This window comes from Halopseudomonas sabulinigri, assembly GCF_900105255.1.
Lineage (GTDB): Bacteria > Pseudomonadota > Gammaproteobacteria > Pseudomonadales > Pseudomonadaceae > Halopseudomonas > Halopseudomonas sabulinigri.
In genome coordinates, this window is sequence record NZ_LT629763.1 from 3,664,358 (window position 1) to 3,681,616 (window position 17,259).

Annotated in this window: 18 protein-coding genes; 15 read left to right on the forward strand and 3 right to left on the reverse strand. The window is 59.7% G+C overall.

Translation table 11 applies throughout. The annotated features are described in order from the left end of the window. Positions 1 to 12: 12 nt before the first annotated feature. The 8 genes from BLU26_RS16755 (at position 13) to BLU26_RS16790 (ending at position 8,481) form a co-directional block, all read left to right on the forward strand. Complete coding sequence (locus tag BLU26_RS16755) at positions 13 to 423, forward strand: hypothetical protein (protein ID WP_092287989.1); 411 nt, start codon at positions 13 to 15, stop codon at positions 421 to 423. Positions 424 to 707: 284 nt separating this feature from the next. After that, positions 708 to 2,336: a methyl-accepting chemotaxis protein gene (locus BLU26_RS16760; RefSeq protein WP_092287990.1), complete on the forward strand. Its 1,629-nt coding sequence runs from the start codon at positions 708 to 710 to the stop codon at positions 2,334 to 2,336. Between the two features lie 152 nt (positions 2,337 to 2,488). Beyond that, positions 2,489 to 3,584, forward strand: a protein-coding gene (gene prfB, locus BLU26_RS16765) for a peptide chain release factor 2 (RefSeq protein ID WP_157719394.1) whose coding sequence is annotated in 2 segments (ribosomal slippage) — positions 2,489 to 2,560 and positions 2,562 to 3,584 — 1,095 coding nt in all. Because the reading frame shifts where the segments join, the coding sequence is not laid out codon by codon here. A gap of 61 nt (positions 3,585 to 3,645) precedes the next feature. Further along, the gene (gene lysS, locus BLU26_RS16770; protein WP_092287991.1) at positions 3,646 to 5,151 is read left to right on the forward strand and encodes a lysine--tRNA ligase; all 1,506 of its coding nucleotides are present in this window, start codon (positions 3,646 to 3,648) and stop codon (positions 5,149 to 5,151) included. A gap of 170 nt (positions 5,152 to 5,321) precedes the next feature. Further along, on the forward strand, positions 5,322 to 6,602 hold the full coding sequence (locus tag BLU26_RS16775) for a flavohemoglobin expression-modulating QEGLA motif protein (protein WP_092287992.1): 1,281 nt from the start codon (positions 5,322 to 5,324) through the stop codon (positions 6,600 to 6,602). A gap of 12 nt (positions 6,603 to 6,614) precedes the next feature. Further along, a complete protein-coding gene (locus BLU26_RS16780) occupies positions 6,615 to 6,944 on the forward strand; it encodes a hypothetical protein (protein ID WP_092287993.1) in 330 nt (109 codons plus the stop codon). A gap of 2 nt (positions 6,945 to 6,946) precedes the next feature. Then, positions 6,947 to 7,639, forward strand: a complete 693-nt coding sequence (ung, locus tag BLU26_RS16785; protein ID WP_092287994.1) for a uracil-DNA glycosylase — start codon at positions 6,947 to 6,949, stop codon at positions 7,637 to 7,639. Between the two features lie 26 nt (positions 7,640 to 7,665). Next, positions 7,666 to 8,481 carry an enoyl-CoA hydratase gene (locus tag BLU26_RS16790; protein ID WP_092287995.1) on the forward strand — a complete coding sequence of 272 codons (816 nt, stop codon included), beginning with the start codon at positions 7,666 to 7,668 and terminating at the stop codon, positions 8,479 to 8,481. A gap of 16 nt (positions 8,482 to 8,497) precedes the next feature. On the opposite strand, the gene BLU26_RS16795 is transcribed toward BLU26_RS16790, so the two are convergent. Together BLU26_RS16795 and ygfZ are read right to left on the reverse strand one after the other, a co-directional pair. Continuing rightward, positions 8,498 to 9,331, reverse strand: a complete 834-nt coding sequence (locus tag BLU26_RS16795) for an HDOD domain-containing protein (protein ID WP_092287996.1) — start codon at positions 9,329 to 9,331, stop codon at positions 8,498 to 8,500. Positions 9,332 to 9,351: 20 nt separating this feature from the next. Beyond that, positions 9,352 to 10,362 (reverse strand): CAF17-like 4Fe-4S cluster assembly/insertion protein YgfZ, encoded by a 1,011-nt coding sequence (gene ygfZ, locus BLU26_RS16800; RefSeq protein WP_092287997.1) that lies wholly within the window; start codon positions 10,360 to 10,362, stop codon positions 9,352 to 9,354. A gap of 124 nt (positions 10,363 to 10,486) precedes the next feature. On the opposite strand from ygfZ, the gene BLU26_RS16805 reads away from it, so the two are divergent. Together BLU26_RS16805 and BLU26_RS16810 are read left to right on the forward strand one after the other, a co-directional pair. Further along, positions 10,487 to 10,741, forward strand: a complete 255-nt coding sequence (locus BLU26_RS16805; protein WP_092287998.1) for an FAD assembly factor SdhE — start codon at positions 10,487 to 10,489, stop codon at positions 10,739 to 10,741. Next, on the forward strand, positions 10,725 to 11,177 hold the full coding sequence (locus BLU26_RS16810; RefSeq protein WP_092287999.1) for a hypothetical protein: 453 nt from the start codon (positions 10,725 to 10,727) through the stop codon (positions 11,175 to 11,177). Before BLU26_RS16805 ends, BLU26_RS16810 begins: the two co-directional genes overlap by 17 nt. Here BLU26_RS16810 and nadB read toward each other — a convergent pair. After that, on the reverse strand, positions 11,146 to 12,759 hold the full coding sequence (gene nadB, locus BLU26_RS16815) for an L-aspartate oxidase (RefSeq protein WP_092288000.1): 1,614 nt from the start codon (positions 12,757 to 12,759) through the stop codon (positions 11,146 to 11,148). The two genes, BLU26_RS16810 and nadB, sit on opposite strands and share 32 nt — an antisense overlap. Before the next feature lie 288 nt (positions 12,760 to 13,047). Between nadB and rpoE the strand changes: the two genes are divergently transcribed. The 5 genes from rpoE (at position 13,048) to BLU26_RS16840 (ending at position 17,190) form a co-directional block, all read left to right on the forward strand. Further along, positions 13,048 to 13,623, forward strand: a complete 576-nt coding sequence (gene rpoE, locus BLU26_RS16820; protein WP_092288001.1) for an RNA polymerase sigma factor RpoE — start codon at positions 13,048 to 13,050, stop codon at positions 13,621 to 13,623. A gap of 58 nt (positions 13,624 to 13,681) precedes the next feature. Then, entirely contained in the window at positions 13,682 to 14,299 is a 618-nt protein-coding gene (locus BLU26_RS16825) for a sigma-E factor negative regulatory protein (protein WP_092288002.1), read from the forward strand. 98 nt (positions 14,300 to 14,397) lie between these two features. After that, entirely contained in the window at positions 14,398 to 15,249 is an 852-nt protein-coding gene (locus BLU26_RS16830; RefSeq protein ID WP_092288541.1) for a MucB/RseB C-terminal domain-containing protein, read from the forward strand. Beyond that, positions 15,246 to 15,719 carry a SoxR reducing system RseC family protein gene (locus BLU26_RS16835; RefSeq protein ID WP_092288003.1) on the forward strand — a complete coding sequence of 158 codons (474 nt, stop codon included), beginning with the start codon at positions 15,246 to 15,248 and terminating at the stop codon, positions 15,717 to 15,719. The genes BLU26_RS16830 and BLU26_RS16835 overlap by 4 nt, the downstream gene beginning before the upstream one ends. Before the next feature lie 43 nt (positions 15,720 to 15,762). After that, positions 15,763 to 17,190 (forward strand): DegQ family serine endoprotease, encoded by a 1,428-nt coding sequence (locus tag BLU26_RS16840; RefSeq protein ID WP_092288004.1) that lies wholly within the window; start codon positions 15,763 to 15,765, stop codon positions 17,188 to 17,190. Positions 17,191 to 17,259 lie beyond the last annotated feature (69 nt).

The window sequence follows — 17,259 nt, forward strand, 5'->3', positions numbered from 1 at the left end:
CAGAGGTGATTTATGCGACATTGGCTACTGGCGTTCACGGCGGGTTTTCTGGCGGTTCTGTGTTTTCATCAGGTGGCATTGGGCTTGCTGCATGCGGCAGGCATTGTGCCCTTTGCGCCTTTCTCGCTGGCGGCCACCGCACCGCTTGGCGTGCCTGCGGTGCTTTCTGCCTGCTTCTGGGGTGGCCTCTGGGGGCTGGTGCTGGTTTGGGTCCTGGCACGGCTGGGCAACCAGTTGGTCTGGTTAAAGGCGGCACTCTTCGGTGGTGTCGCTCTGACCGTAGTGGCGCTGCTGGTGGTGTTTCCGCTCAAGGGCTACGGCTTCGATCCGGCGCAGCTGCCCGCGCGCTTCATTATCGGCTTTATTCTCAACGCCTTCTGGGGCGTCGGCACCCTGGTGTTTTTGCGCTGCTTCGGACGCTAATGCCGTTACCGAGGCACTCCATCAGGCTGCGTTAGCCGCCGCAGTTGCCGGTGGTTGTCCCCGCTTTTCTGGACTGATTTGTCTGCGTTGCCGCCCGGCCGCGGTCGCCTCGATGACGGTGCCCAGCGTCGCCCGCTAATCGGCCAAGCAACGTGGGATATTTGTGGTATAACGCCGCTGCCGCGTAGCGTGGCGTTGTTGTCGCCCTTTTCCGCAGGCGACTTAGCCGCTGCTGTCAGCAGTACGCCGGCGCCGATCGGTAGTGAAAAATCAGTGGAGGGGAGATGTTGATCAGACGTGCCAATATTGGACTCAGAGCCGCCGCGTGCTTCGCCGCGCTGGCGTTGTTGATGGTCATGCTCGGTGCCATGTCGCTGGTTCAGATGCAGCGTATGGATCATATGGCCAAGCAGGTTGATGAAAACTGGCTGCCGGCGATCCTGGAAACCAATGATATGGGCATCGCCATTGCCCGCGTTCGCGCTCTGACCTTGCGCTCCATCACGCTCAGTAACGGCGCTGAGCTTACCGATACCCTGCAGCGTATGCAGGGCGCTGAAACCGATATGCTGGCTGCTGAAAAGCGCTATGAAGCACTTATTGCATCTGAGCAGGAGCGCGCCGCCTTCAACGAATTCAAGACGGCGTCAGATCGCTATTTAGCGCAGCAGCATCTGGTGGTGGAACTGGTCAAGGCGGGGCGGACGGAGGAGGCCGAGGCGGCGGTTTCCAGCGGGCTGAACCAGTATGCCGATGAGATGATGCTGCGGCTAAGACGGCTGACCGAGCTGAACCAGCAGGGCGCCACAGCGGCTGCCAAGGCGGCAGATGCCAGCTATCAGAATGGCTTTACGGTGGTGGTGGGGCTACTGGTGGTCACTCTGCTGTTGACTGTTGGGCTGGCCGTGCTGCTCACCCGCAGCATTGTCCGCCCGTTGGCTGAGGCGCTGGGCGTGGCCAAAGTGATCGCCGCGGGCGACCTGACCCAAAGGTTTACCATCGAGGGTCGCGACGAACCTGCGCAATTACTGGTCGCGCTGCGCGACATGCAACGCAGCTTGAGCGACACCATTCAAGGCATCAGTAACTCCTCCACCCAGCTGGCCTCGGCGGCGGAAGAGTTGAACGCTGTCACTGAGGACGCGACCCGAGGCTTGCGGCAGCAGAACAATGAAATGGAGCAGGCGGCTACCGCCGTCAACGAGATGACCGCGGCGGTGGAAGAGGTCGCGCGTAATGCGGTGAGCACCTCTGAGGCCTCCCGCGAGACCGATAACAATGCCCGCGACGGCGGCGAAAAGGTACGTCAGACGGTGGCCTCCATCAATACCCTGGCTGGCGATGTAACCGCGACGGCTGACAGCGTTGAAGATCTGGCCAAGGATGTGCACAACATATCCCAGGTGCTGGATGTTATCCGCGCGGTGGCTGAGCAGACTAACCTGCTGGCGCTGAACGCCGCAATTGAAGCGGCCCGTGCCGGCGAGCAGGGGCGTGGTTTTGCTGTGGTCGCGGACGAAGTGCGCGCACTGGCACACCGTACGCAGCAGTCGACGGAGGAAATCGAACGCATGATTTCCGCGGTGCAGCAGGGCGCCGCCGGCGCGGTTACGGCGATGCAGAAGAGCATGGGGCAGGCCAGCCATACCTTGGGGCTGGCGCAAGCGGCCGGTGAGGCGCTGGAAGACATAACCCGCGCCGTCGGCTCGATCAACGAGCGCAATATGGTGATCGCCAGCGCCTCCGAAGAGCAGGCGCAAGTCGCTCGGGAAGTGGATCGCAACCTGATCAATATCCGGGATCTGTCGATGCAGACGGCTGCCGGTGCCGAGCAGACCAATGCCGCCAGCCAGGAGCTGTCGCGCCTGGCCGTGACCTTGAACCAGCTGGTTGCACGCTTCAAGCTGCAGTGAGGTTGGAGGGCGGGTCCCCGGGCTGGCAATTGCCGGCCTGGGCACCGCCTGACGCGGTCACCGTGGACGCTCGCTTGCCAGGCAAGCAGGCCCTGCACTCTGCGCCTTAATTCCGCTACAATGGCGGCTTTTTCCTGCCGGGACGAGTCAACATGGAAATCAATCCGATTCTGAACACCATCAAAGATCTGCGTAGTCGCTCCGAAACCATTCGGGGGTATCTTTGACTACGATCAAAAGCACGAACGGCTGATCGAAGTAGAGCGCGAACTGGAAGATCCCAGCGTCTGGAACGAGCCCGAACGGGCACAGAACCTGGGGCGTGAGCGCGCGCAGCTGGCGCAGATTGTAGAAACCCTGGATCAGATGAGCAGCGGCCTGGCCGACGCCTCCGACCTGCTGGAAATGGCAGCGGAAGAAGAAGATCAGGGCGCCGTGGATGACGTGGTGGTCGAGCTGGAGCGCCTGCAGGCGGCGCTGGAAAAGCTGGAGTTCCGCCGCATGTTCAGCGGCGAGATGGACGCCAGCAACTGCTATCTGGATATTCAGGCCGGCTCTGGCGGTACCGAGGCGCAGGACTGGGCCAATATGCTGCTGCGCATGTACCTGCGCTGGGCCGACCAGCGCGGCTTTGAAACCGAGATCGTGGAGCTGTCCGAAGGCGAGGTGGCCGGTATCAAGAGTGCCACCGTGCACATCAAGGGCGAATACGCTTTTGGCTGGTTGCGCACCGAGATTGGTGTACATCGCCTGGTGCGCAAGAGCCCTTATGACTCGGGCAACCGCCGGCACACCTCGTTTTCCGCTGTGTTCGCCGCGCCGGAAATCGATGACGATATCGAAATCGACATCAACCCGGCTGACCTGCGCGTCGATACCTACCGCTCCTCAGGCGCCGGCGGTCAGCACGTAAACACCACCGACTCGGCAGTACGTATTACCCACGTGCCGACCAATACCGTGGTGAGCTGCCAGAACCAGCGTTCCCAGCACGCCAACCGTGACACCGCCATGAAAATGCTGCGGGCCAAGTTGTACGAGCTGGAAATGATGAAGCGCAACGAAGCGGCGCAGGCGCTGGAGGATACCAAATCCGACATCGGCTGGGGTCACCAGATTCGCTCCTACGTACTGGATCAGTCGCGCATCAAGGATTTGCGCACCGGTATCGAGAACAGCAACTGCAACGCGGTGCTGGACGGTGATCTGGACGAGTTTATCGAGGCCAGTCTGAAGCAGGGGCTCTAAGCCCCGCGCGTTTTGTCCGCAGCCAACCTATATTGAATTGATTTTCCGGGATTTCACCGACATGACCGATCAGCAGCAAGACCCGCAAGCGCAACACGAGGAAGAAAACCAGCTCATCGCACTGCGCAAGGCCAAACTGGCCGCCGCGCGTGAAAAGGGTGCGGTCTTCCCCAACGATTTTCGTCCCGACAGCTATTGCGGCGAGCTGCAGCAGGCCTATGCCGACAAGAGCAAGGAAGAGCTGGCCGAAAGCGCCATCCCGGTAAAAATCGCTGGCCGCATCATGCTCAACCGTGGAGCCTTCATGGTGCTGCAGGATATGAGCGGTCGTCTGCAGGTCTATGTTGATCGCAAGGGTTTGCCGGCGCAGACGCTGGAAGAGATCAAACACTGGGACCTGGGCGACATTATTGCTGCCGAAGGTACCCTGGCGCGTTCCGGCAAGGGTGATCTGTACGTGCACATGACGGCGGTCACGCTGCTGACCAAGTCACTGCGCCCGCTGCCCGACAAGCACCACGGTCTCACCGACACCGAGCAGCGCTATCGTCAGCGCTACGTTGACTTGATCGTCAACGAAGACACCCGCAATACCTTCATGGTGCGCTCCAAGGTCATCGGCCATATCCGCAAATTCCTCAACGAGCGCAACTTCCTCGAAGTGGAAACGCCCATGCTGCAGACCATTCCCGGTGGCGCTGCAGCCAAGCCGTTCGAGACCCATCACAACGCGCTGGATTTGCCGATGTTCCTGCGGATTGCGCCCGAGCTGTATCTCAAGCGTCTGGTGGTCGGGGGCTTCGAGCGCGTGTTCGAGATCAACCGCAACTTCCGGAACGAGGGCGTTTCAACGCGCCACAATCCGGAATTCACCATGTTGGAGTTCTATCAGGCCTACGCCGATTACGAAGACAACATGGACCTGACCGAAGAGCTGTTCCGCGAGCTCGCACAACTGGTGCTGGGCAGCACCGATGTGCCCTACCAGGGCAAGGTGTTCCACTTTGGCGAACCCTTTGCGCGGTTGTCGGTGTTCGACTCCATCCTCAAGTACAACGACGATATCAGCGCTGACGACCTGCGTGATCTGGAGAAGGCGCGCGCGATTGCCAAGAAGGCCGGCGCCGATGTGAAAGGCTTTGAGGGCCTGGGCAAGCTGCAGACCATGATTTTTGAAGAGCTGGTTGAGCACCGGTTGGAGCAGCCGACTTTCATTACGCGCTACCCGTTCGAAGTCTCGCCGCTGGCGCGCCGCAGTGATGACGATCCGAGCGTCACCGATCGCTTTGAGCTGTTCATCGGTGGCCGGGAGATCGCCAACGCCTACTCGGAGCTTAACGACGCCGAAGATCAGGCGGAGCGCTTCCATGCGCAGGTCAAGGACAAGGATGCCGGCGACGATGAAGCCATGCATTTCGATGCCGACTTCGTGCGTGCGCTAGAGTTTGGCATGCCGCCAACGGCAGGTGAGGGCATTGGCATCGACCGTCTGGTGATGCTGCTGACCGACGCGCCTTCGATTCGTGACGTCATCCTGTTTCCGCACATGCGGCCCGAAACGGCATAGCCATTTCAGCGGCAAGCGACTACAAGCTTCAAGCTGCACGTTATAAGCTACAAGCAGCACCTGCTCTCCGGACGCTACCGTGATTTATATTTGCTGTTCTCGGTAGCGGGCAAGACAGTCAGAATGCAGGGACTGCTTGCCGCTTGAAGCTGCGACCAAAGGGAGCCCTCGTGAAACAGAACGAACAGTATCAGTTGGTTATCCGCAGCTTGTCGGACCGCATAGTCGAGGCGCAGGCGCCGATTCGGGTGCTGGATGCGATCAAGTGGGACGACAGCGTACGCGACGCTTTCTTCCAGAAGCGCTGCAAAGCCTTGCCCGATGTGACGGCCGATTATTATGCCCAGCGCCCGCTGGGCTATAACCCCGGCGAACTGCGTCAGGCATTTCAGGATATCGAGCGCGACATTACTCGGCAGTTGGGGACCTTCAACCCGGTTGGTCAGATCATGCGCCGTATGTGCCGTGAGTACCGCATGGTCATTCGCATGCTCGAAGCGCGCGGCAACCCTGACTTTGGCCTGATTTCGCAAGAGCTGTACGGTGCTGCCTCCGATGCCTTCCACGCGGGAGACCCGACACTGACCGATCTGGGTATAGCGCTGAGCGAGTCGCTGAGCAACATAGCGCGTACCGAGATTGCCCGCGAACCCAAGACCATTGCTGCCCCGGAAGCGGTAGAGATTCTGCAGGCGCGGATGAACGATGCCTTTCCGGACGATCAGGCGGTTCGCGTTTTCGAGTCAGATGGCATTGTGGCGGATGCCGCTGCCGGTGCCGATTACATCAAGATTCGCAGCGACGCCAAGTTCAACCAGCGCGACCTGAATATTCTTGCCGTGCACGAGGGTATGGTGCACGTGGCTACCAGTCTCAACGGCCAGCATCAGCCGATTTGTACCTTCCTGGCCAAGGGGCCCCCGTCCTCAACCGTGACGCAGGAAGGCCTGGCAATTCTGATGGAGGTGCTGACCTTCGCCTCCTATCCTGCGCGCCTGCGCAAGCTGACTGATCGCACCCGCGCGATTCAGATAGCCGAGACCGGCGGTGACTTCATGGATGTGTTCCAGTTCTATCGTGATGAGGGTTACTCGCGCGAGGACGGCTACAACAATGCCAGCCGGGTGTTCCGTGGCTCCAGCAGCAGCGGTTTACCCTTCACCAAGGATCTGGTCTATCTCAAGGGCTTTATCCTGACCTACAACTATATCCAGCTGGCGGTCCGCAAGGGCAAGCTGCAGCAGATTCCATTGCTGTTCTGCGGCAAAACCACGCTGGAGGATATGCGTACCTTGAACCAGTTGGTCGAAGAGGGCTTGGTGGTGCCGCCGCGTTATCTGCCGGCGCCTTTTGCCGATTTGAACGCCTTGAGCGCCTGGATGTGTTTTTCCGGGTTCCTGAATAACCTGAGTCTGGAGCGGGTCGAAGCTGACTACGCGAATATTCTGTAACTGGAGCTGTTGATGTCGGAGTCCCGTGAAGTAAACAAGTTACCGCTGATCCTGACCGCGATGGCCAGCATCTTTTTCACCGTGGTGGTGCTGCATTTGTACGGCTATCTGAATTTTGCCAAGCCGGAAGAAGGGCTGGAGCTGGAGGACTATCGACTGGTCACCGTGGGTTCTGAAGAGGCTGGCCAGCTGCGCAGCAATCCTGCCAAGCACGAGGCCGAGTGCGTAGACGGCATTCTGGTACTGCATGCCAGCCACATGAACGGGTTGGCCGGTGTGCTCAAGGATAGCCGTGATCGCGTGGTGCGTTGTATCGAGCAGACTGTTCCGGCGGCGCCCTGAGTATGGCCGAGCGACGCGTAGAGCTGGAGCCGGGGTGGCTGGCGGCGCTGGGTGGGGAGTTTGAGCAGCCCTATATGCAGTCGCTGCGCAGTTTCCTGCAGGCGGAAAAGGCTGCGGGCAAGCAGATTTTCCCGCCGGGCCCGTTGATTTTCAATGCGCTGAACAGCACGCCGCTGGATCACGTCAAGGTGGTAATTCTCGGTCAGGACCCTTACCACGGGCCGGGGCAGGCCCACGGCCTCAGTTTTTCAGTGCCGCCGGGCGTGCGTCAGCCGCCGTCGTTGAAGAATATGCTGAAAGAGCTGGAGCGCGACCTGGGGCTCCCCATACCGGCGCACGGTTGTCTGCAGTCCTGGGCTGAACAGGGTGTGTTGCTGCTCAATTCGGTGCTGACGGTCGAACAGGCCAACGCCGGCTCCCATTCGAACCGCGGCTGGGAGGTCTTCACTACGAAGGTGATCGAGGCGGTTAATCGTCATCACCAGCACTGCGTGTTCATGCTCTGGGGCAGTTATGCGCAGCGTAAGGGCCAGCAGATCGACGCTGAGCGTCATTGCATTCTCAAATCGGTGCATCCATCGCCGCTCTCGGCGCACCGCGGTTTTATCGGCAACGGTCACTTTTCTGCCGCCAACGACTATCTTGTAAAACATGGCATGACGCCTGTGGACTGGCGCTTGCCTGCTGTCGAATAACCTGCCTGATTCATTCCGGAGGTGTTATGGAGCACGCGCTGCAACCCTACACGGCATTGGTCCCGCGCACCGATAAGCTGGTGGTGCAAAAGGTCGGTCATACCGCGCTGGTGACCATCGACAACCCGCCCGCCAATACCTGGGATTCCGATACGCTTCACGGCTTGCCCGAGCTGGTCAGACACCTGACCCGTGACAGCGATATCTATGCGTTGATCATTACCGGCCGTGGGGAACGCTTCTTTTCCGCTGGCGCCGATCTCAAACTCTTTGCCGACGGCGATGCTGGTCGTGCCCGCGAGCTCTCGCGCCTCTTCGGTGAGGCCTTTGAAGCGCTACGCGACTTCTCCGGGGTATCCATAGCCGCTATCAACGGTTACGCCATGGGTGGTGGCCTCGAGTGCGCGCTGGCCTGTGATGTGCGCATTGCCGAACGCCAGGCGGTGCTCGGCTTGCCAGAGGCGGGTGTTGGTCTGTTGCCCTGTGCGGGCGGTACTCAAGCGCTTGCCTGGCTGGTAGGGGAGGGTTGGGCCAAGCGGATGATCCTGTGCGGCGAGCGGGTAGACGGTGTGCGTGCCGAGCGAATTGGCTTGGTGGAAGAGTGCGTTGAACAAGGGCAGGCGTTGGGCGCCGCCTTGCGCCTGGCGGCGCAGGTGAGTCGGCAGAGCCCGACAGCGGTGCGCTACTGCAAGGAGCTGATTCAGGGGGCCAGACAGCAGCCGATGAACAGCATGCTGCCGCGCGAGCGTGAGCGTTTTGTGGATTTGTTCGCGCTGGAGGATACCCGCGAAGGGGTAGATGCTTTTCTCAACAAGCGCCCGCCGCAGTGGGCGGGCAAGTAGTGATAACGCTGGGCGCTTAGCCCAGCAACTGCATGGCGGCTTCCATTTCGGCTGAGAGATCTTCGTCTTCCTGTTCTTCCGCCGGGTTGAGGCCCAGTTTGGCGAAGGAGGAGATGTTGCTCCAGTCCATCTGCGCATAGGGGTGCGCGCTGCCAGCCAGCGATTGCAATACCGCGACCTGAACGACGTCAGCGTAATCCACTGCGCTGGAATCTCGCGTGAAGTTCAGATGCTCCGTCGGTACGTGCCGCAGCGGCTCGGGGAAGTCCCAGGCTTGCAGGATTCGATCGCCCAATACAGGGTGGATTTTCTCGATTACCAGATTGAGGCTGATGGAGTCGCGCAACAGTTGGCTGTGCTCTTCGGCGTAACTCAGAATCGGCAGTACGCCGATCTGATGCACCAGGCCGGCCAGGGTGGCCTGGTCGGGCTTGAGGCGAGTGTAATGGCGGCAGAGTACGTGGCTGATGCCGGCGACCTCGGTACTGCGATTCCATACCTCGCGCATCTTGCGGTCGATCACGTCGGAGGTTGCCTGGAACATCTGCGACATGGCCAGCCCGGTGGCCAGGTTGGCGGTGTAGGTGATGCCCATGCGATTGACGGCCATCGACAGATCGGTGATTTCCTGTCGGCTGCGCAGCAGCGGACTATTCACCACCTTGATCAAACGAGCGCTAAGTGCCGCGTCGGTGCTGATTTCTTTTACCAGGTGCGGGATGCTGACATCCGGATCTTCCGCGGCTTCGCGCACGCGCAGTGCGACTTCGGGGAGGGTGGGCAGTACCAGTTGGTCTTTTTCAATCGCCTGGATCAGCTCTTCTTGTACGCGTTGTGCCAGATCTGTCATGGGTAGTCCCTTGGTGATTGCTACTGCGCAGCCGCTTCAGTGGCTGCCATTTCCGAGTCGTAGGGCAGGTCGCCCAAGGTGAGTAGTGGCCCCTGGCCATTTCCCGCGCTCAATGTCGCCAATTGTGCCGCATCCTTCTGCAGCACGGCCAGTATTTCTAACGATTTCCGCCCATTGGCGGCGAGTACCACCTCTCCCACGCTTTTGCCGCTATCACGGTCAAAAATCGGGGTGCCGGGTTCGGGGGCAGCATTGCCTGCCAACAGCAGCCGGTACATGCGGCGTTTCAACTTGCCCAGGTACTGCATGCGGGCAACGATTTCCTGGCCGGTGTAGCAACCCTTCTTGAAGCTGACACCACCGAGTTGCTGCAAATTCAGCATCTGCGGAATGAACAGCTCGAGCGTTGGCCCGGTCACCTGACCTATCCCGGCCTGGATCTGGCGTAACAGCCAGCCGTTTGTATCGTCGGCACGGCAATGTTTGAGTAACTGGTCGGCCAGCTCCAGCGCGTTGTCGACTGGCGACCAGATTTCGACCGCGCCGTCGGGCAAACCGAGCAGGCGCGCATGGTTCTTGGTCAGCAGTTGGTTGATGGCAGGCTGGGGCAGATCAGCTGCGGCAAGTGCCGGCGCCACTGATTCGCCCCATAAGCCCAGGCGAACCCACTGATCCGTTTGGTCTGTCAGGCTGGCTTTGAAAAATGCCGCGTACTTGCCCAGGTCGGCGAGCTGCGGCGCGGTCAATTCGCGTGCCATACTCAATAGAAAGCCGCCTTCGCTGCGCTGCAGTCGAAAACTCGACTGCATGCGGCCCTTGGGGTTGCAACGCGCACCCAGGGTCGTCTGATCTGCGCCCAGGCGAGCAACATCGCAGGTCAGCTGACCCTGCAGAAAGCGCTCTGCATCCGGGCCGTCCACCGCAATGACGCCCTCATGGCTCAGCCAGCACAGGCTGGTAGCGGAGTTTTCGGTGGACGCTGTACTGAAGCGGGCAGTCAGTTCGGTGGCGATAGTGGAAAGTGCTGTCATGCCGAAGATTGTTCCCTTGGGGTCAGTGTTACATCATAGGGGCTATGCTGGGTACTTGTCAGGCACCCCTGCCGTTATAATGGTGCTTTTGTCCCGCAGTTCAATCCTCAGTGTGGAGTTGCCGATGTCGGCCGATATAGAAGTGAAGCGTTTATACTGGCACAGCCGTCGCGGCATGCTGGAACTTGATGTGTTGCTGGTGCCTTTTTTGCAGGAGGCTTATCCAGCGCTGGACGACGCAGACAAGGAGCGCTATCGGCTGTTACTGGAGTCCGAAGATCAGGACATGTTTGGTTGGTTCATGCAGCGCAACGAGCCTGATGATCCGGACCTGAAGCGAATCGTGAGGATGATACTGAACCGTGTACAGCCAGACTGATTATCTCGTCATGCAGCGCCAGCCTTCTCGCTGGCTGGCGTTATTGTTGCTGTGCAGCAGCCTGCTGGCCTGCCTGGCGGTGTATCACAGCGCTCTGGGTCTGCTGCCCAGTGTGCTGTGCATGCTGCTGGTTTGCAGTTACGGCTTATGGATATGGCCGCGACAGATCAGCTTGCAGCATCCTCATTCAGTGACCGGCCTGCGATTTGATAGTGAGGGTTGGCATATTCTGCGCCGTGATGGCTCCGAGGCGGCCGCCAAGCTACTTGCCGACACCTACGTAAGTGCCATGCTGACGGTGGTGCGGCTGCGTGAGCAGGGGCGCTGGCGTGCAGTGTCGGTGGTGCTGGCCAGTGACGCGGCCTCGGAAGAGAGCCTGCGTCGTCTGCGCCTGCGGTTGCGTTTCAGTCGTCAGCGCTGGGCGGCTGCAGAATAGTATCCAGGGCCTCGTCCAGTTGGGCGGGGTAGTCCAGGGTGTAATGCAAGCCACGACTTTCCTGTCGCTGCATGGCTGAGGTGATAATCAGGTCCGCTACCTGTGCCAGGTTGCGCAGTTCCAGCAGGTCACGGCTTACCCGGTAGTTGCTGTAGAACTCGTGAATCTCCCCGCGCAACATATCCACTCGATGCTTGGCACGCTGCAGGCGCTTCGAGGTGCGAACAATGCCGACGTAATCCCACATGAAGCGCCGCAACTCATCCCAGTTGTGCGAGATGATGACGTCTTCGTCGGAGTCGGTTACCTGGCTTTCATCCCAGTGCGGCAGGTCCTTCGGCATGCTCACCTGGTCCAGCTGGGCGAGTATGTCGCGACTGGCTGACCGGCCATAGACGATGCATTCGAGCAGTGAGTTGCTGGCCATGCGGTTGGCGCCATGCAGGCCGGTGAAACTGGTTTCGCCGATGGCGTAGAGCTGTTGCACGTCGGTACGGCCGCTTGCCTCGACCATGACCCCACCGCAGGTGTAGTGCGCCGCCGGTACCACCGGGATGGGCTCGCGGGTGATGTCGATGCCGAACGCCAGGCAGCGTTCGTGCACCGTCGGAAAGTGGCTGCGGATGAAGTCGGCCGGCTTGTGGGTGATGTCCAGATACACGCAGTCCAGGCCAAGGCGCTTCATCTCGTGGTCAATCGCGCGCGCCACAATATCGCGTGGGGCCAGTTCGGCCCGCGCGTCAAAACGCGGCATGAAACGATCACCGTTGGGCAGGCGCAGTAGTGCCCCCTCGCCACGCAAGGCTTCGGTGATCAAAAAGCTCTTTGCCTTGGGGTGGTACAGGCACGTGGGGTGAAACTGATTGAATTCCAGGTTTGCCACGCGGCAGCCGGCGCGCCAGGCCATGGCAATGCCGTCGCCGGAGGCGCTGTCCGGATTGCTGGTATACAGGTAAACCTTGCTGGCGCCGCCGGTGGCCAGCACGGTAAAACGGGCGGCGACGGTTTCGACGTGGCCGCTGGAGCGATTCAATATGTAGGCGCCCAGACACTGTTGGCCAGGCCTGCCCAGCTTCTGTGACGTAATCAGGTCGACGGCAACGCGGTTGTCCAGCAATTCGATATTGTCATGCGCTTCCGCGCGCTTGAGCAGCGTATTGAAAATCGCGGCCCCGGTGGCATCGGCGGCGTGAATGATGCGACGATGACTGTGCCCGCCCTCACGTGTCAGGTGAAAGTCATCTGTCTCGCTGCCATCCTCGCGCCGTTCGCGAGTGAAGGGTACACCTTGTTCGACCAGCCAGCCGATGGCTTCACGGCTATCGCCGACAATCTGCCTGACGGCCTCTTCGTGGCATAATCCGCCGCCGGCAATCAGGGTATCCTGGACATGGGCATCGACGGTGTCGCTGTCATCCAGTACCGCAGCCACACCACCCTGCGCCCAGAATGTCGAGCCCTCGGAAAGCTGGCCCTTGCTCAGTACAGCTACCCGCAGATCGCTTGCCAGATGCAGTGCCAGGGTCAGACCGGCGGCGCCACTGCCGATTACCAGTACGTCATATTCGTGTTGCTGGGTCATAGTTTCTCGTCTTGCTGTTGGGTAGCGCTGAACAGGCGGGTACGGCGACCTAGTATATAGAAGCCGTCTGTCTCACAATACTGCCTGCTGCTGGCCTCAGCGTCATGCTCCGGAATAGCGCTTGTGCAATGATGGCAATTTGTACACTTTTGCATACTATAGTGCGGAACTTTTCGTGACGAGCCGGCTCCTATTTCTGTACCTGAGTGAGGGGAGAACTTTTGGTTACATCTTGGGTCTATCATAACAACGCTGTCTGGCTGGCCTGTAGCGTGCAGGAGCCTGGACATGACTGAGCACAGCGACCAGCAGTTGGTCGAACGTGTTCAGAAAGGTGATAAGCGAGCATTTGATCTGCTGGTGCTGAAGTATCAGCACAAGATTCTGGCCTTGGTCACGCGCTTTGTGCACGACAGTCATGAAGCGCAGGATGTTGCCCAGGAAGCCTTTATCAAGGCGTACCGGGCGTTGCCGAACTTTCGCGGTGACAGCGCGTTTTACACCTGGCTGTACCGGATCGCGATCAATACCGCCAAGAACTATCTGGTGGCGCGTAACCGGCGGCCGCCGGATTCTGACATTGCCGCCGATGAGGCTGAGTTTTACGAGGGTGACAGCATCCTCAAAGACAATCAGTCACCCGAGCGAGAAATGTTGCGAGATGAGATTGAACAAGTTGTCAATCGAACGCTCCAACAATTGCCGGATGATTTAAGAACGGCTTTGACCCTGCGAGAGTTTGAGGGTCTGAGTTATGAAGACATTGCCAACGTAATGGATTGCCCTGTCGGTACCGTAAGGTCGCGTATCTTCAGGGCTCGAGAGGCAATAGATAAAGCGCTGAAACCCTTGCTGGAAGCATGATGGGTATGTCAGCCGCGCAACGCAGCGAGCCCTTTGGGCCATTAGCAGAGGTACAGCAATGAGAAGCGAAGTCTTGCAGGAGTCTCTTTCCGCACTCATGGATAATGAGGCTGATGATCTGGAAGTGCGCCGTGTTCTCCAGGCCGCCGACCAGGATCCCGCTCTGCGTGGTACGTGGGAGCGCTATCAAATTGCGCGCTCGGTATTGCACAAAGAGCACTGGCAAGGTTCGGTAGACCTGTCTGCCGGCATTGCTGCAGCCTTGCGTGATGAGCCCGAATTGAACATGCAGCCGGAAACCGTTGCACCCGCGCGGTCAGGTTTGTGGCGCAACATGTCACGTGTGGCTGTGGCTGCCTCCGTTACCATGGCGGTTTTGGTGGGCGTGCGCATGGTTAATCAAGGCGATATGCCCACCCAGCCTAGTCTGGCGGCAGACACCCCGGTAGTGGCGCCGAGTTTTGCGACCAGTGCAGCGCGTTCTGGCGCCGTGCTGGCCGGCTACTCCGATTCTTCCAGCGCGGGCGCTGAGCCAATTGCGACTGCCCAGGCGCCATCTGCCTGGCATGAGCAGCGCATCGGCCGCTACCTGCGTGAGCACGCCGAGAACAGTGCTCAGTTCTCTTCACCTCAACTGGTTCCCTACGCGCGTGCGGCCAGTATAGAAGGACGATAGTGGTGATACTGAAGCGCGGTTGGGGCTGCTGCTATCTAGCAGCCCTTCTGGTCTCGCCGGCAGCGCTGGCGAATGACGCAGCAAGCTGGTTACAGCGGATGTCCGAGGCGACCAGCCAAGTCAGCTATAAGGGAGCGTTCGTTTACGAACGCTCTGGCAGTTTTTCTACCCACCAGGTTTGGCATCGGTCGACTGATCAGGTAGTTACCGAACGTTTGCTGCAGGCCGATGGTGAGCCGCATGAATGGGTTCGCCGTGACGGGCACGTGCAGTGCGCAAGCTCCTATTCGGCGGGTCCGGTATGGGATGCTGCTTCCCAGTCTCCGCAGGATGTCGAAACCCTCAGTCAGTGGTATTCCCTCGAAGTGCTCGGCGCTACGCGCGTCGCCAACCACGCGGCAACCGTGGTCTCCGTTAAGCCCCGTGACAATCTCCGCTACGCCTACGAGCTCTATCTGGACAGTGAAACCGGTTTGTTGCTCAAGTCGCTGTTGATCAACGAACGCGGCACCCTGTTGGAACGTTTTCAATTTACCGACCTTACCTATACCGATATTGCTGATGCCAATCTTGAGCCAGGTGCTGCCTGTCTGCAGCTTGGTGTGACCTTGAAGGGCGAGCAAGAGCAGCCTGACTGGCAGCCGGGTTGGTTGCCGCCAGGCTTCACCGGCGGCCCGACTGATGTGCGTGCTTTCTCGGTTGACGAGCCAGCGGTATCCAGCCGCGTCTACAGTGATGGCATGGCGCGCTTTACGGTGTTCGTTGAGCCGCTGGGTGAGGATCGTTTGGCGAATGATTTGCGTGCCCAGCTTGGGCCAACGGTGGCGGTCAGCCGCAAGCTCAACGCCGCTGACGGCGTCTTCCTAGCGACCGTAGTGGGTGAGATTCCGCCCGAAGCGGCTGAGCGTATAGCCGCTTCATTCGAGCCTGGCCTGGAGTCAGTGCAGTGATTGAGGAGCGCGGCCGGGTTCTAAGCACCGAGCCGGGTGCTGTCTGGGTGGCGACCATTCGTTCCAGCACCTGCGGTAGCTGCCAGGCAAAGGCAGGTTGTGGTCAGGCGCTGCTGCAGAAGCTGGGTTCCGGATCAGCCCAGGGCTTTGTTCGCGCGTTGACCGAGCAGCAATGGCAGGTTGGTGATGAGGTGCTGATTGGCGTTCCCGAAGACGCTGTGGTGCGCAGCGCGCTCTGGATGTATCTCGTTCCCCTGGCTGGGTTGTTTGGCGCAGCGCTCGTGACGCAGTGGTTGGGCTTCTCCGAGCCGGGCGTAATATTCGCTGCGGCGGCGGGCTTGCTGCTCGGCTTTGCGCTGGTGCGTTGGCATGATCGTCATTCGCAAGGCGACCTGAGCCTGCAGCCGCAGGTGATTGCCCGTGCTGGTGCGTCTGTGGCATGGGAGACGCGCGCCCAGGAAGGGTATTAACACTTCAGTTTCTCTCGTTTGATCAATAGGAGAAGACACGCATATGTTGTCAGTGCGACGTTGGGTTGTAGCAACCGCAGGTGCCGCCCTGCTGGGTTGGCAGTCAATGGTTCTGGCGGTTGACTTGCCGGACTTTACCGAGTTGGTTGAGGAGGCCTCTCCGGCCATCGTCAACATCAGCACCAAGCAGAACGCCTCTGCTACGCCTACTGCCGGGGCGCAAGGCATGCCGGATCTGGAGGGCATGCCACCGCTGTTCCGCGAGTTTTTTGAGCGCAGTTTTCCGCAGTCTCCTTCGCCGCGAGAGCATTCAGCGCCGCAATCGCTCGGCTCCGGTTTTATCATTTCCAAAGATGGTTATGTGTTGACCAATAATCACGTGATCGCTGATGCCGATGAGATTTATGTGCGTCTATCCGATCGTCGCGAAATGGAAGCCAAGCTGATAGGTGCCGACCCGCGCTCTGACCTGGCGCTGCTGAAAATCGAGGCCGGTGACGACCTGCCGGTAGTCAAGATCGGCAAGTCTGCCGACCTCAAGCCCGGCGAATGGGTGCTCGCTATCGGTTCGCCATTCGGTTTCGACTACTCGGTTACTCAAGGTATCGTCAGTGCCAAGGGGCGCAGTTTGCCGAACGAAAATTATGTGCCTTTCATCCAGACCGATGTAGCGATCAATCCAGGTAATTCTGGTGGACCGCTGTTCAATCTGGATGGCGAGGTAGTCGGTATCAACTCGCAGATCTTCACCCGGTCCGGCGGTTTCATGGGCTTGTCGTTTGCCATTCCCATGGACGTCGCGATGGATGTGGTTGAGCAGATCAAAGCCACTGGCAGCGTGCAACGGGGCTGGCTCGGTGTGGTAATTCAGGAGGTCAACAAGGACCTTGCCGAATCGTTTGAGCTACCCAAGCCTGCCGGCGCGCTGGTTGCCCAGATTATGCCCAGTGGCCCAGCTGACAAGGGTGGCTTGAAGGTCGGTGACGTGATCATGGAGTTCAATGGCCAGGAAATCAGCCGCTCATCCGATTTGCCGCACGCCGTTGGCCGGGTTCGCCCTGGTAGCGAGGCCAGCATGGTGGTCATGCGCGACAAGTCGCGCAAGACGCTGACCATGACCATCGGCAGCCTGCCCGAGGACGACAGCGTGGCCGCATTGGGTGACGCCGAGTCGGCAGCGCCAGCTACCACCGATAATCGGTTGGGCGTGAGCGTGGTCGAGCTGAGTGCAGAGCAGAAAAAGAATCTGGATATTCACACCGGTGTTGTGGTGCGGGAAGTCACCAAAGGACCGGGTGCCATGGTGGGCCTGCGCGCAGGCGACATCATCACCAATCTGGATAACCAGTCCGTCGATTCTGTCAGTAGCTTCGAGAGCATCGCCAAGAAGCTGCCGAGCAATCGTTCGGTCTCCATGCGCGTGATTCGTCAGGGTCGCGCCAGCTACATTACCTTCCGTCTGTCGGAGTAATTCCGCACTCCCTCGGTTATCCGCTGCGCGGCGCTCTGGGCGTCGCCGGCGGCTAGCGCTGCGATAGCA